Source organism: Phenylobacterium sp. (assembly GCF_025351295.1).
Classification (GTDB): domain Bacteria; phylum Pseudomonadota; class Alphaproteobacteria; order Caulobacterales; family Caulobacteraceae; genus Phenylobacterium.
In genome coordinates this window covers 38,112-51,817 of sequence record NZ_JANXWD010000064.1, presented here as the reverse complement: position 1 = coordinate 51,817, position 13,706 = coordinate 38,112, and the positions used below count along the sequence as shown (strand labels likewise).

Genomic DNA, 13,706 nt, shown 5'->3' with positions numbered 1-13,706 from the left:
AAAACCTGACGATCGGTGGGGCGGCGCGTCGTGACCACCATCACCGACATTCTGCCCGCGGGGGCGTGGAACGACGTCCCGGCCGACAGCGTCACCCTGGACTATGACGGCCGCCATCGTCGGCGGATCGTGCTGACCGGGGCGTCAGGGGCCGAATATTTGCTGGACCTGGCCCAGGCGACGCACCTCAAGGATGGCGACGGGCTGGTGCTGCCGAGCGGGGGCATCGTGCGGGTGACAGCCAGGCTGGAGCCGCTGCTGGAGGTCCGCGCGCACAGCCCGGCCGACCTCCTGCGCCTGGCCTGGCACATCGGCAACCGGCACCTGGCGGCGCAGGTGTTCGCCGACCGCATCCTGATCCGCCGCGACCACGTCATCGCCCACATGCTGGAGCACCAGGGCGCCCACGTCAGCGAGGTGGAAGCGCCGTTCGATCCCGAAGGCGGCGCCTATCAGGACCACGGGGCGCACGACCATGCCCACTGAGGCCCGCCTGCTCCGCCTCCTGACCTGGCTCTCGCCGGCCTTTCCGGTCGGGGCGTTCGGCTATTCGCACGGGCTGGAGACCGCCATCCGCGAGGGCGCGGTCACCGACGCCAGGAGCCTCTCCGGCTGGATCATGGGCGTGCTGGAGCACGGTTCCGGCTGGACCGACGCCGTGCTGGCGCGCGCCGCCTGGACGGCGGTGACCGGCGAGGACCACGTCGCCCTCGACGAGATCGCGGAGCTGGCCGAGGCCCTGGCCCCGTCCCTGGAGCGCCGCCGCGAGACCCTGGCCCAGGGCGAGGCCTTCCTGACCGCCGTCGCCGCCTGGCAGCCACCGCCGATCATCCGCGCGGCCTATCCGGTCGCCGTGGGCGCGGCGGCCGGGGCGGCGGGCATTCCGCTCGAGCCGGCGCTGACCGCGTGGCTGCACGCCTTCGCGGCCAACCTGACCAGCGTCGCGGTCCGCGCCATCCCGCTGGGCCAGTCCGACGCCGTGGCGGTGATCGCCGGCTTGGAGACGGTGATCCTGCGCACCGCCGCCCGCGCGGCGGCGTCGACCCTGGAGGACCTGGGCTCGGCCGCGCTGCTCTCCGATATCGCCGCCATGCGGCACGAGACCCTGGACGGAAGGCTGTTCATCTCATGAGCTCGCATGGACCCTTGCGCATCGGTGTCGGCGGCCCCGTCGGCTCCGGCAAGACCACCCTGGTGGAGAAGCTGTGCAAGGCCATGCGCGACCGCTGGTCGATCGCCGTCGTCACCAACGACATCTACACCCAGGAGGACGCCCTGATCCTCAACCGGCTACAGGCCCTGCCCGCCGACCGCATCCTGGGCGTCGAGACCGGCGGCTGCCCGCACACCGCCATCCGCGAGGACGCCAGCCTGAACCTGGCCGCCATCGCCGACCTGAATCGCCGGCACCCGAACCTGGACGTGATCTTCATCGAAAGCGGCGGCGACAACCTGGCGGCCACCTTCAGCCCGGACCTGGCCGACCTCACTCTCTATGTCGTCAGCGTCTGCCAGGGGGAGAAGATCCCCCGCAAGGGCGGCCCGGCCATCACCCGCTCCGACCTGCTGATCATCAACAAGACCGACCTCGCGCCGCATGTCGGGGCGGACCTTTCGGTGATGGCCGCCGACACCGAGCGGGCGCGCGGCGAACGGCCCTATGTGTTCTCTGACCTGACGCGGCTGGAAGGGGTCGATGAGATCGTGGCGTTCATCGCCCGAGCCGGCGGCTTGCCGCGCGGCCGGCTGACCCCGCCGTCCGGAAATGTGGAAAATGGCGGCGCGGGCATCAGGGCGTGGGCCTGATCATTCCGACTCGCAGATCGGTCGCGACATAGGCGCAGACGCCGTCCGCAAACAGCCGACCGTTCGCGACGCCCAGGGCAAGCTGGCCGCGCCGCACCTGCCGCATGCTCACCTCATAGCGCACCAGCCGGGTCTCTGGCGTGACGTCACCGCGAAACCTGACTTCGCCACCGAGGGCGCGTCCCTTGCCCGGCGAACCCGACCAGCCCAGCCAATAGCCCAGCACCTGCCACATGGCGTCCAACCCAAGGCAGCCCGGCATGACCGGATCGCCCGGAAAGTGACAGTCGAAGAACCAGAGGTCAGGCGTGATATCCAACTCGGCCACGACGTGACCCTTGCCGAATTCACCGCCGCCCAGACTGAGTTCCGTGATCCGGTCCATCATCAGCATGGGCGGCGCCGGCAGTTGCGCATTGCCAGGACCGAAATATCCGCCCCGGCCGGAGAGGATCAGGTCGTCTTTCGTGTAGCTCGACTTCGATATGTGAAACTCGTGTGGATCGGCCACGGCGTCGTGTTCCCTTCTGACTTGAGCTCCGGAGTCTTGTCGTGAGGCGACCCGGTCGCCGGCGATTCGGCTCTCGCCAGGCTTGCCGGCAGGCGCAATGCGCCCGCGACAAAGATCCATATCTTGTCGGTCAACTCGGCGCGGTCAGGCCGATGGCTGCTGGTCAACGCGCCGATCAGCGCCTGGCGGATACCGCCGATCATCAGAGCGATCGTGAGACGCGGATCGAGGTACGAGGGAATGACGCCATCACGCTGACCCGCTCGTAGATTGTATGCGCCCGCCGTCAACTGCCGGCGGGTGAAGGCTTGCTCGACGTCGAGCACTTCGGGCGCGCGGCTCAACGGGCCCACGACCAGCGGCGCAAACGGATGGTCGTAGTGGAATGAGATATAGGCGGCGATCCGCTCTTTCTCGCGACCCGCCCAGTCCGACGCGACCAGCTTCGAAGGGCTGAACGCGACGTCCTCCAGCCGATTGTAGAAGCCTTCCACAACGGCGGCGATCAACCCCGCCTTCGATCCGAAGTGGTGGTAGGCCAGCCCGACCGAGACCTTCGCCCGCTTCGCGACCGCCTGCATCTCCAGCAGGCCATGGCTATGGATCAGCTCCTCCTGGGCGGCCCGGACCAACCGCTCCGGTGCGCCGATCTTCATGGTCCTCATGACCAGGCTCATTCTTGAATTGAATTCAATTTAGTCCCACGGCGGCGGTGAGTACAAGCGCAAAGCGGATGTCAGTCTCCCTGCGTACCCAATAGGCGGGGTTTCGCGGGCAGAAAGGGCAACACGAGTACGGCGATGGCGCCTTAAGGCACACAGCCGAGACGCTAGACTTCGCGTCAGAAAATGACCATGAATATGGTCGTATTCAGGAGTGAGCCGATGACCACCTACAGCGTCGCGGACGCCAAGACCGGTCTTCCGCGTCTGATCGACAAGGCGCTGGAAGGAGAAGAGGTCGTCATCACCCGCCACGGCAAGCCCGTCGCGGAACTCAGGCCTTTGGCGCCGGTCGCTCGCACCGCCGCGCCGGCGTCCTACGACTGGCTTCGCGCGCGTCGCCTGGCCCGCAAAGGTGTCGGCCTCACCTCGGTCGAACTCCTGAACCAGCTCTATGACGACCCAACGGGGTGAGCGCCTATCTCGACGCCAGCGCCATCCTGCCGACCTTGGTCGAGGAACCAGGCAGCCGCGCGATCGACAATTTCATCGGCTCGGCCGGCGAGGCGCTGATGATCGGCGAGTTCGCGGCCGCAGAGGTGGCGTCGGCATTGTCGCGCCTGGTGCGGACGGGGGTGCTGGAGCGTGACGACGCCATGGCGCGGCTGTCCGACTTCGACGCCTGGCGCGCCGTGGCGACCGAGGATGTCGATCTGCAAGCCTCCGACGTGCGGCTCGCCAATATCTTCGTCAGGCGGTTCGAGCTGATGCTGCGGACGCCGGACGCTCTGCACGCCGCCATCTGTCGCCGCGGCGACCACCTGCTTGTCACCATGGACCGGCGCCTAGCCGCGGCCGCCGAGGAACTTGGCGTGCGGGTTCGCCTCCTCAACTACGGTCTTGCCAGCAGGAAGCCGTCCTGACATTTCCTACCGTACCAGCGTCCCCATCACCCGCAGGCGGCTCACCCCGCCGTCCGGATAGATGTTGAGCCGCACGAACCGCACCGGGCCCATGGCCGCCAGCTCGTCCCTGAAGGTGTGGACCGTGTCGGCGCTCAGCTTCACCTCGGGCAGCAGCACCGGCCAGGTCTCGGCCTGGGCGCCGATCTCGGCGGGGGTTCCGTGGGCGCGGGCCGAGGCCTGGATCGAGCAGCGGTCGGGGTAGTTGCCCTTGAAGTGGGCGGTGTCGACGACGATCTCAGAGACCTTGCCGAAGGCCCCCAGCGCCAGCACCGACCAGTCGTGGCCCGGCTCGCGGCGGCGGCGCGTCTCCCAGCCGTCGCCCATGTTCACGCCCCGGCCCGGCGCCGTCAGGTTGCTCACCGCGCCATAGTGTTCGTCATTGGCGATGATCCCGCGCCCGCCCCAGGCCATGGCCAGCAGATCGATGGTCTCGTCGGCCCCGACCTTGCTCCAGTCGGCGTCCACCCGGCCCCAGACCCGCAACCGCGCCACGCCCCCGTCAGGATGGATGTGCAAGCGGACATGGGTTATCGGCGTCGCGTGCTCGACGGGCACATAGATCCGGTCGTCGCCCTTCAGGTCCAGCCGCGGGGTGATCTTGCTCCAGCCGGTCTCCGGGTTGGCCTCGTCCGAGCGGCAGACCTCGATCTCGGCGCCGGGCGGATAGTTGCCGGTGAAGTGGGCGGTGTCGATCTCGAAGCCGGCCACCACGCCCGCGACGCCCAGCCGGATCACGCACCAGTCGTGGCCGGGGACACGTTTGCGGCGGCTTTCCCAGCCGTCCATCCACTTGCCGTTGTCGTCGTACTTGCCGGGAATGAACACCGGCGGCGCGGGGTCGATCAGCCGGGCCTTGTCGGCGAAGAACTCGTCGGTGGCGAAGACCACCTCCGAGCCCAGGCGCGGCTGGGCGAGGTCCACGTACTGGCGGCGCAGGTCGTCGAACAGTTGAGCGTCCACGGGGAGGCGTCCTCTAAGGCAGGTCGGCCAGACGGAAGCCGGCGATGCGGTGGATCTGGGCGATGGCGGTCGCGAACTCGGTGTCGGGGGCGTTGCCCAGGCGCGCCTCGAAGGCCGCCAGGATGTCGGCGCGCGTGGCGCCCTTCACCGCGAAGATGAACGGGAAGCCGAAGCGGGCGTTGTAGGCGGCGTTGAAGCGCTGGAAGGCCTCGAACTCGGCGGGGCTGCACTGGTCGAGGCCGACGCCGGCCTGCTCTTTCACCGAGGCCTCGGCCATGCGCGCACGGCTGGCCAGCTCGGGGTGGGCGCGGATCAGGGTCAGCTGCAGGTCGCGCGGCGCGGCGTCGACCACCGCGGCCATGGCGGTGGCCAGAGCGGCCCGGTCGTCCGGCGGATCGGGCCAGACCCCCTCCGCCACCCAGGGCGAGGCCTCATAGACCGAGCCATAGCGGGCCAGGAACCCGGCGCGCGACAGGCTGCTGGGCGCGCTCATGCAAAGGCCTTCGCAAGGAAATCCACCAGCCGCGCCTGGGCGTCGGCGGTGGCCTTGGGGTTGAACTCGAACAGCACGGGGCCGCCCTTGCCCTTGTGGGCGTAGGGATCGTGGATGACCTTGGACGGCAGGTCGCGGTCGAAGGCGTGGGTGGCGCCGTCGTGGACCACCAGGGTGACGTGGGCGCGGTCGGCGGGCGCCAGCGAGGCCAGGAAGGCTTCGCACGCCTGCGGGTCGTCATAGGCGTCGGCCGCGCCGGCCTGGATCAGCACCGGCGCGCCGGTCAGGTCGCGGAGGTCGTGGCCCGGGGCGCGGTTGTAGCTCCAGAGCGCGGGGTAGAAGGCGGCGTGGGCGGCGAAGGCGGTCCCGGGCTCGGCCAGGGCGTCGGCGTTGGCGCGGGTGGCGCTGAGCAGGCTGACCACCCCGCCCCAGGAGAAGCCCAGGATGGCGACCCGCGCCGCATCGACCTCCGGCTGGCGCGCCAGGAAGGCCAGGGCCGCGAAGGCGTCCGGCAGGGTCTTCGGCACCGACGATGGCCGCCCGGTCGCCCCGCGCACCGTGCCGCGCGCCGCCCACATGTCGACCTCGAGGGTGGCGATCCCGGCCCGGTTCAGCGCCGCGGCGTGGAGCGCGCCGCGCCCATCGACCCCGTCCGAGCCGTGGCAGATCAGCACCGCCGGGACCCGCGACGGCGGCGCGCCTGGCTCAGTCAGCGGAACCTGCAGCCGCCCGGCCACGGTCAGCGGCGGCTCGGCATGGGTCGCGAACGAAACATAGGACGTCCGGAACGCTATCGACTCAGCCGGCATGGGGATGCACCTCCCGCCAGTGCCGCGCGATCTCCACCCGACGGGCGAACCAGACGTCAGGGTAGTCCAGCGCATAGCGGATGAAGCGCTCCAGCCCAGCCATCTTGCCCGGCCGCCCGACGATGCGGCAATGCAGGCCGACGCTCAGCATCTTCGGCCGGTCCGCGCCCTCGGCGTAGAGCACGTCGAAGGCGTCCTTAAGGTAGGAGAAGAACTGCTCGCCGGTGTTCAGCCCGGTCCCGGAGAAGCGCATGTCGTTGGCCTCCAGAGTGTAGGGCACGATCAGGTGGGGCCGACGATTCACCGTCGTCCAGAACGGCAGATCGTCGGAATAGTCGTCGGCGTCGTAGAGGAACCCGCCCTCGTCGGCGACGATGCGGCGGGTGTTGGGGCTAGTGCGGCCGGTGTACCAGCCCAGCGGCCGCTCCCCGGTCAGCCGCTTGTGGACGTCGATGGCGCGGTTCATGTGCTCGCGCTCGGTCCGCTCCGGCATGTCCCGGTAGTTAATCCAGCGCCAGCCGTGGGAGGCGATCTCGTGGCCGGCCGCCAGCATGGCCTCCACGACCGCGGGGTTGCGTTCCATCGCCATGGCCACGCCGAACACCGTGACCGGCACGCCGTAGCGCTCGAACAGGCGCAGCAGGCGCCAGACCCCGGCGCGGGATCCATATTCGTAGATCTGCTCCATGCTCATGTGCCGCGCGCCGACGACGGGGGCCGGATTGATCATGTCGGAGAGGAAGGTCTCGGAGGCCGGGTCACCGTGCAGGACCGAGGTCTCCGCCCCCTCCTCGTAGTTCAGCACCAGCTGGATCGCGATCCTCGCGCCGCCCGGCCATTGGGCGTGGGGCGGATCCTTTCCGTAGCCGATGAGGTCGCGGGGGTAGGCGTCGGGCATGTCTGACCGCTTAGCAGGCTTCTATTGGGCCGCACCGTCGCAATCCTGGGCCACGGTTGCAATTGCGACCCTCAGGGTCGATTCTGGGCGGCTGCGAAGCGGAAGCCAGATGAGCGGCCTGACCACCCACGTCCTCGACACCATGCACGGCCGCCCGGCCGCCGGGGTGAGCCTGCGCCTGACGCGCGGCGGCGAGCCGGTGGCCTCTGCGATCACCAACATGGACGGCCGCTGCGACCAGCCGTTGCTGACCGGTGAGGCCCTGGCGGTGGGCCGTTACCGGCTGGAATTCGACGTCGGCGAGTACTTCCGCGACATGGGCGTCGCCCTGCCGGAGCCGGCGTTCCTGGACGTGGTGGCGATCGACTTCGGCGTTTCCGACTCCGCCAGCCACTATCACGTGCCGCTGCTGGTCAGCCCCTATGGCTATTCCACCTACCGGGGCTGCTGAGGTGGGCCGGCCGATCCGCTTCCTGCTGGACGGGCAGGTGCGCGAGCTGTGGGGGATCGACCCGACGCTGACGGTGCTGAATCTGCTGCGCTATCATCTGCGCCGGACGGGCACGAAGGAGGGCTGCGCCGAGGGCGACTGCGGGGCCTGCACCGTGGCGCTGGCCGAGCTGGAGGAGCTGGAGGGCGGGCCCGCAGGACAGCCTGTCCGCTTCCGGGCGGTGAACGCCTGCATCCTGTTCGCCCCGATGCTGGACGGCCGGGCGCTGTTCACCGTGGAGAGCCTGGGGCGCGAGGGCGCGCTGCATCCGGTGCAGCAGGCGATGGTCGACAGCCACGGCTCGCAGTGCGGCTTCTGCACGCCCGGCTTCGTGATGAGCCTCTACGCCCACCAGCGGGAGGGCGCGGCGACCGATCCGCAGAGCCTGAAGGACATGCTGGCCGGGAACCTCTGCCGCTGCACCGGCTACGGCCCGATCCTGGCGGCCGGGCAGGCGATGGGCGCGGACCCGGAGGCCTCGGTCGTCGCCGGCCTGGCCACAGCCCTGGCGGCGATCCGGCCGACGCAGGGGCTGGCGCTGGAGCATAAGGGCCGTCGCTTCTTCAGCCCGCGCAGCGCCGACGAACTGGCGGCGGTCTTCGCGGCCAACCCCGACGCCACGATCCTGGCCGGCGGCACCGACGTCGGCCTGTGGGTGACCAAGCAGCAGCGCATTCTCGACACCGTTATCTGCCTCAACGACGCCGCCGACCTTCGGGTCGTCGAGGACCTGGGCGATGCGGTTCGGATCGGCGCCGGCGTCCGCTACGCCGACGCGCACGCGGGGCTGGCGAGGCTGCACCCGGCGTTCGGCGAGCTGTTGCGCCGCCTGGGTGGGCTGCAGGTGCGCAACCTGGGCACCGTCTGCGGCAACATCGCCAACGGCTCGCCGATCGGCGACATGCCGCCGGCCCTGATCGCCGCCGGGGCGACGCTGGCGATGCGCCAGGGGCAGGTGCGGCGGCAGATGCCGCTGGAAGACTACTTCCTCGCCTATGGGCGCCAGGACCGCCGGCCGGGCGAATTCGTCGAGGCGGTGATCGTACCGAAGCCGGCGAAGGGCCGCGTCTTCCAGATCGCCAAGCTCTCCAAGCGGTTCGACCAGGACATCTCAGCTGTCTGCGCCGGGATCTCCATCGGCGTGGCGGACGGCCAGGTTACCGACGCCCGTATCGCCTTCGGCGGGATGGCGGCGACGCCGAAGCGCGCCACTGCTTGCGAGGCGGCGCTGGTGGGCCAGCCCTGGACCCGCGCCGCGGTTGAGGCGGCCATCGCCAAACTGGCCGACGACTTCGCCCCGATCGACGACATGCGCGCCTCGGCCGGCTACCGGCTGGAGGCCGCCGGGAACATGATCCTGCGCGCCTATCTCGACGCCGCGGAGGTGCGCCCGAGCCTTCGCGACGCGCAGGCGGTCGCCTATGGCTGACTCCGGCGCCGCCGCGCGCGTCCTGCCGGTGCTCCGGGCGCCGATCGGCCACGACAGCGCCCCGCGCCACGTCAGCGGCGAGGCGCTCTACATCGACGATATCCCCGAGCCGCCGGGGCTGCTGCACCTCTACGTCGGCCAGGCGGCCCGCGCCCACGCCCGGGTGGCAAAGCTCGACCTGACCGCCGTCCGCGCGGCGTCGGGCGTGGTGCTGGTGCTCACCCCCGACGACGTGCCGGCCAAGAACGACATCAGCCCCTTCGCCGGCGACGACCCGCTGTTCGCCGAGGATGTGGTGCGGTTCATGGGCCAGTCGCTGTTCTGCGTCGTCGCCGAGTCCCTGCCCAAGGCCCGCGCCGCCGCAGCCCTGGCGGTGGTCGAGTACATCGACCTCGAGCCCCTGCTCACCACGGAGGCGGCGCTTGAGGCCCGGTCGCTGATCGAGGCCACCCAGGTCATGCGCCTGGGCGACGCCCCGGCCGCCATCGCCGTGGCCCCGCATGCGGTCTCCGGCCACCTCAGCGTGGGCGGCCAGGAGCACTTCTACCTGGAGGGCCAGGTCGCCCTGGTGATCCCCGGCGAAGGCGACGACCTGCACGTCTGGACCTCGACCCAGCATCCCACCGAGACCCAGCATGTGATCGCCCGCGTGCTGGGCTGCCCGGACGCGGCGATCACCGTCGAGGTCCGGCGGATGGGCGGCGGGTTCGGCGGCAAGGAGACCCAGTCGGTCCAGTGGGCGGCCATGGCGGCGCTGACCGCGCTCAGAACCCGACGGCCGGCCAAGATCCGCCTCGACCGCGACGACGACATGGTCATGACCGGCAAGCGGCACGACTTCGAGATCGACTGGACCATGGGCTTCGACGGCGACGGGCGGCTGCGCGGCGCGGCGTTCGAGATGGCGTCGCGCTGCGGCCACTCGGCCGACCTGAGCCAGGCGATCAACGACCGGGCGATGTTCCACGCCGACAACGCCTATGCCCTGCAGGCCGCCGAGATCGTCTCGCATCGCGCGCGCACCCACACCGTCTCTAACACCGCCTTCCGCGGCTTCGGCGGGCCGCAGGGGATGATCGCCATCGAGCGCGCGCTGGACGCCGTGGCCCTGACGCTCGGCAAGGACCCATTGGATGTGCGCCTGGCCAATCTCTACGGCGTCTCCGGCGACCTGACGCCCTACGGCCAGACGGTCATCGACAGCGTCTCGCTGGAGATCATGCGCGACCTGGAGGTGTCCTGCGACTACCGCGCCCGCCGCGCCGCGGTCGCCGCCTGGAACGCCGAGCACGATGATCTCAAGCGCGGCCTGGCGCTGACGCCGGTGAAGTTCGGCATCTCCTTCACCACCACCCACCTGAACCAGGCCGGGGCCCTGGTGCACATCTATACGGACGGCTCGATCAGCCTGAACCACGGCGGCACCGAGATGGGCCAGGGGCTGAACGTCAAGGTGGCCCAGGTGGTCGCCGACGCTTTCCAGGTCCCCCTGGCCGCGGTGCGGATCACCTCCACCCGCACCGACAAGGTGCCCAACACCTCGGCCACCGCCGCCTCGTCCGGCAGCGACCTCAACGGCATGGCGGCGCTCAACGCCTGCGAGACGATCAAGGACCGGCTGACGACCTATGCCCTGGACGCCTTCGGGGCCGCGCCGGTGTTCACGCCGCAGGGCGTCCAGGTCGGCGAGCGGCTGACGAGCTTCCAGGGGTTCGTCAACGAGGCCTACCTGGCCCGGGTCTCGCTGTCGGCCGCCGGCTTCTACAAGACCCCGGACATCCACTACGACCGCGCCGCCCACCAGGGCCGGCCGTTCTACTATTACGCCTATGGCGCGGCGTGTTCGGAGGTGGTGGTCGACACCCTGACGGGCGAGAACAAGGTCACCCGCGTCGACATCCTCCACGACGTCGGCCGCTCGCTGAACCCGGCCATCGACCTGGGCCAGATCGAGGGCGGCTTCATCCAGGGCATGGGCTGGCTGACCACCGAGGAACTGGTGTTCGACGCCAAGGGCCGGCTGACCACCCACGCGCCCTCGACCTACAAGATCCCCACCGCCGGCGACCGGCCGGACATCTTCAACCTGGCGCTGTGGGCGCCCGGCGAGAACCGCCAGGCCACGGTGGGGCGCTCCAAGGCGGTGGGCGAGCCGCCGCTGATGCTGGCCATCTCGGTGTTCTCGGCCCTGACCGATGCGGTGGCGAGCGTGGGCGGGCATCGGGTGATGCCGGACCTGAATGCGCCGGCGACGCCGGAGCGGGTGCTGGCGGCGGTGAACGATGTGCGGAGCCGGGCCGGTGGGTAGGGACCTTGTCAACGCAGAAGGCCGCTTCTCTCCTCACCCGGAGGGGGAGAGGGACCACGCGCAGCGTGGTGGAGGGGACTTGCCAGCGGAGCCTGTGCCGGGGGCGTTCCCCCTCCACCATCCTTCGGATGGTCCCTCTCCCCCTACGGGTGAGGAGAACGGGCCGATCGGCTGGATTTCGCAGGCGCTGGCGTCCGTGCGCCGCGGAGAGGCGCTGGCCATGGTCTCCATTGTCGGCGCGCAGGGCTCCACCCCGCGCGAACTCGGCGCGCGGATGCTGGTCTGGCCGGATCGGTTCACCGGCACCATCGGTGGCGGGTCGCTGGAGCGGCAGGGGCTGGACCAGGCGCGCCGGCTGCTCACCCACCACGACCGCCGCCACGCCCTGCAGGACTGTCCGCTGGGCCCGCTGCTGGGCCAGTGCTGTGGCGGGCATGTGCGGCTGCTGGTGGAGCGCGTCGATGCCCAGAGCCTGGGCTGGCTGGAGCCCGCGGCGGCCGTGCGCACCGCGTTCGCCTTGACCGCGAAGTTCGAAGCGGGCCGCATGCGACGGCGGGTCGGCGGGCCGGGGCCACACGGCTCGGACGGCCCGCGCACGCCGATCGCGGAGGTGCGCTGCTTGTCCGAAACCATCCGTCCCGCCCTACCCCGGCTGGTGATCTTCGGGGCCGGGCATGTGGCCCAGGCGGTGGCGCGCGCCTTCCAGCCCCTGCCCTTCCACCTCGACTGGCTGGCCAGCCGCGAGGACCTGCGCCCCGAGGCCAGCGGCGCCAGCGCCGACATCCTGACAGAGGACGACCTGGAGGACGCCGTGGACGCCGCGCCGGCCGACACCCTGTTCGCGATCTTCACCCACAGCCACGATCTGGACTATCGGCTGACGCGGGCGGCGATGCGGCGCGGCGACTTCCGCTACCTGGGCCTGATCGGCTCGCAGACCAAGCGGGCGCGGTTCGAGCGGCGGCTGCGCGATGACGGGATCGCCGAGGCCGCCCTCGCCCGCCTCACCTGCCCCATCGGCATCGCCGGGCTGAAGAGCAAGGCGCCGGCGGTGATCGCCGTCTCGCTGGCAGCCGAGCTCTTGAAACTGACGGAGGACGGCGCGGCGTGATCGCAGATTGGGGGGTCTGGGCGAACCTGGTGATCCGCTGGCTGCACCTCGTGGCCGGTATCGCCTGGATCGGATCATCGTTCTACTTCATGTGGTTGGACAGCCACCTTAAAGCCCCGGCGCAGCCGCGCGGCGTGGGCGTGGCCGGGGAGCTGTGGAGCGTCCACTCCGGCGGCTTCTATCACCAGATGAAGTTCATGGTGGCCCCGTCCGACATGCCGGACGAACTGCACTGGTTCAAGTGGGAGGCCTACACCACCTGGATCAGCGGCTTCCTGCTGCTGGCGCTGATCTTCTACGTCGGCGCGGACCTCAACCTGGTCGACCGCAACAAGCTGCCGCTGGACGCCTGGCAGGCGATCCTGATCGGCCTGGGCAGCCTGGCCGGCGGCTGGCTGATCTACGATGCTCTGTGCCGCTCTCCGGCCGGCCAGAACATGAAGGTTTTCAGCGTCGTCTGGTTTCTTCTTCTCACCGCCGCGGCCTATGGCCTGACCCGCATCTTCTCCGACCTGGGCGCCTTCATGCACGTAGGCGCGATCGTCGGCACGGTGATGGTGGCCAACGTCTTCCTGATCATCATCCCCAACCAGCGCAAGGTGGTCGCCCAGGTGCTGGCCGGCGAGGCGCCCAACCCGGCGCTGGGCCAGCAGGCCAAGCAGCGCAGCGTCCACAACAACTATATGACGCTCCCGGTGCTGTTCATCATGATCAGCAACCACTACCCGATGATCTTCGCCGCGCCGCTGAACTGGCTGTGGCTGGCGGGGCTGGGGATCGCCGGCTGGAGCATCCGCCATTTCTTCAACCTGAAGAACGCCGGGCGTATGGAGCCGCAGGTGCTGGCGTTCGGCGCCCTGGCCTTTCTCGCCGTGGCTGTGCTGAACGAGTCCGTGCGGCCCAAACCCCCCGAGGCGGTCGCGGTCCCGACCTATGCCGCCGTGCGGCTGATCGTCGATAAGCACTGCATCATATGCCACGCCGCCCACCCGACCCACAAAGGCATCCCCGCGGCGCCCAGCGGGGCGATGTTCGATACGCCCGAGGGCCTGCGGAAACACGCCGACAAGATCTACGAACGCGCGGTCGTGAGCCAGTCGATGCCGCTGGGCAACGAGACGGGGATGACCGACGCCGAGCGCGCCAGTCTGGGGGCCTGGATCAAGGCCGGGGCGAAGGGGGAGTGATGTCATTTTTCTCCGCTCATCCCGGTGAATGCCGGGACCCAGATCGAGAAGCGTCCGTGACCGGTTGGAAGAGCGCC

The 13,706-nt window shown here is 70.0% G+C and carries 16 protein-coding genes; 10 read left to right on the top strand and 6 right to left on the bottom strand.

The features are described from left to right. Nucleotides 1–30: 30 nt before the first annotated feature. From Q0R13_RS09685 to ureG, 3 genes are read left to right on the top strand one after another with little or no spacing between them, the layout of a single operon-like run. Nucleotides 31–486 (top strand): urease accessory protein UreE, encoded by a 456-nt coding sequence (locus tag Q0R13_RS09685; protein ID WP_293903034.1) that lies wholly within the window; start codon nucleotides 31–33, stop codon nucleotides 484–486. Continuing rightward, complete coding sequence (locus Q0R13_RS09680; protein WP_293903031.1) at nucleotides 476–1,132, top strand: urease accessory protein UreF; 657 nt, start codon at nucleotides 476–478, stop codon at nucleotides 1,130–1,132. The genes Q0R13_RS09685 and Q0R13_RS09680 overlap by 11 nt, the downstream gene beginning before the upstream one ends. Then, the gene (gene ureG / locus Q0R13_RS09675; protein ID WP_293903028.1) at nucleotides 1,129–1,806 is read left to right on the top strand and encodes an urease accessory protein UreG; all 678 of its coding nucleotides are present in this window, start codon (nucleotides 1,129–1,131) and stop codon (nucleotides 1,804–1,806) included. The genes Q0R13_RS09680 and ureG overlap by 4 nt, the downstream gene beginning before the upstream one ends. Here the strand turns inward: ureG and fabA are convergent. Both fabA and Q0R13_RS09665 read right to left on the bottom strand, forming a co-directional pair. After that, nucleotides 1,790–2,293 carry a bifunctional 3-hydroxydecanoyl-ACP dehydratase/trans-2-decenoyl-ACP isomerase gene (gene fabA / locus Q0R13_RS09670; protein WP_293903070.1) on the bottom strand — a complete coding sequence of 168 codons (504 nt, stop codon included), beginning with the start codon at nucleotides 2,291–2,293 and terminating at the stop codon, nucleotides 1,790–1,792. The two genes, ureG and fabA, sit on opposite strands and share 17 nt — an antisense overlap. Continuing rightward, entirely contained in the window at nucleotides 2,260–2,973 is a 714-nt protein-coding gene (locus tag Q0R13_RS09665) for a TetR/AcrR family transcriptional regulator (protein ID WP_293903025.1), read from the bottom strand. Before Q0R13_RS09665 ends, fabA begins: the two co-directional genes overlap by 34 nt. 228 nt (nucleotides 2,974–3,201) lie before the next feature. Here Q0R13_RS09665 and Q0R13_RS09660 point away from each other — a divergent pair, with 228 nt between their 5' ends. Both Q0R13_RS09660 and Q0R13_RS09655 read left to right on the top strand, forming a co-directional pair. Next, nucleotides 3,202–3,453 (top strand): type II toxin-antitoxin system prevent-host-death family antitoxin, encoded by a 252-nt coding sequence (locus Q0R13_RS09660; protein ID WP_293903022.1) that lies wholly within the window; start codon nucleotides 3,202–3,204, stop codon nucleotides 3,451–3,453. Continuing rightward, complete coding sequence (locus tag Q0R13_RS09655; protein ID WP_293903019.1) at nucleotides 3,450–3,902, top strand: type II toxin-antitoxin system VapC family toxin; 453 nt, start codon at nucleotides 3,450–3,452, stop codon at nucleotides 3,900–3,902. Before Q0R13_RS09660 ends, Q0R13_RS09655 begins: the two co-directional genes overlap by 4 nt. Nucleotides 3,903–3,908: 6 nt before the next feature. Here the strand turns inward: Q0R13_RS09655 and alc are convergent, their stop codons facing one another. From alc to puuE, 4 genes are read right to left on the bottom strand one after another with little or no spacing between them, the layout of a single operon-like run. Next, nucleotides 3,909–4,904, bottom strand: coding sequence for an allantoicase (gene alc / locus Q0R13_RS09650; RefSeq protein ID WP_293903016.1), 996 nt, complete (start codon nucleotides 4,902–4,904; stop codon nucleotides 3,909–3,911). A gap of 13 nt (nucleotides 4,905–4,917) precedes the next feature. Next, the gene (uraD, locus tag Q0R13_RS09645; protein WP_293903013.1) at nucleotides 4,918–5,397 is read right to left on the bottom strand and encodes a 2-oxo-4-hydroxy-4-carboxy-5-ureidoimidazoline decarboxylase; all 480 of its coding nucleotides are present in this window, start codon (nucleotides 5,395–5,397) and stop codon (nucleotides 4,918–4,920) included. Beyond that, the gene (locus Q0R13_RS09640) at nucleotides 5,394–6,206 is read right to left on the bottom strand and encodes a dienelactone hydrolase family protein (protein ID WP_293903010.1); all 813 of its coding nucleotides are present in this window, start codon (nucleotides 6,204–6,206) and stop codon (nucleotides 5,394–5,396) included. The genes uraD and Q0R13_RS09640 overlap by 4 nt, the downstream gene beginning before the upstream one ends. Next, entirely contained in the window at nucleotides 6,196–7,104 is a 909-nt protein-coding gene (puuE, locus tag Q0R13_RS09635; protein ID WP_293903007.1) for an allantoinase PuuE, read from the bottom strand. The genes Q0R13_RS09640 and puuE overlap by 11 nt, the downstream gene beginning before the upstream one ends. Nucleotides 7,105–7,213: 109 nt before the next feature. On the opposite strand from puuE, the gene uraH reads away from it, so the two are divergent. From uraH to Q0R13_RS09610, 5 genes are all read left to right on the top strand, one after another. Further along, nucleotides 7,214–7,555, top strand: a complete 342-nt coding sequence (gene uraH, locus Q0R13_RS09630; protein WP_293903004.1) for a hydroxyisourate hydrolase — start codon at nucleotides 7,214–7,216, stop codon at nucleotides 7,553–7,555. 1 nt (nucleotide 7,556) lies between these two features. Further along, on the top strand, nucleotides 7,557–9,023 hold the full coding sequence (xdhA, locus tag Q0R13_RS09625; protein WP_293903001.1) for a xanthine dehydrogenase small subunit: 1,467 nt from the start codon (nucleotides 7,557–7,559) through the stop codon (nucleotides 9,021–9,023). Beyond that, entirely contained in the window at nucleotides 9,016–11,331 is a 2,316-nt protein-coding gene (gene xdhB / locus Q0R13_RS09620) for a xanthine dehydrogenase molybdopterin binding subunit (RefSeq protein WP_293902998.1), read from the top strand. Before xdhA ends, xdhB begins: the two co-directional genes overlap by 8 nt. A 196-nt stretch (nucleotides 11,332–11,527) precedes the next feature. Then, nucleotides 11,528–12,442 carry a xanthine dehydrogenase accessory protein XdhC gene (xdhC, locus tag Q0R13_RS09615; RefSeq protein ID WP_293902996.1) on the top strand — a complete coding sequence of 305 codons (915 nt, stop codon included), beginning with the start codon at nucleotides 11,528–11,530 and terminating at the stop codon, nucleotides 12,440–12,442. Further along, the gene (locus Q0R13_RS09610; RefSeq protein WP_293902994.1) at nucleotides 12,439–13,629 is read left to right on the top strand and encodes a urate hydroxylase PuuD; all 1,191 of its coding nucleotides are present in this window, start codon (nucleotides 12,439–12,441) and stop codon (nucleotides 13,627–13,629) included. Before xdhC ends, Q0R13_RS09610 begins: the two co-directional genes overlap by 4 nt. The last annotated feature ends 77 nt before the right edge of the window (nucleotides 13,630–13,706 follow it).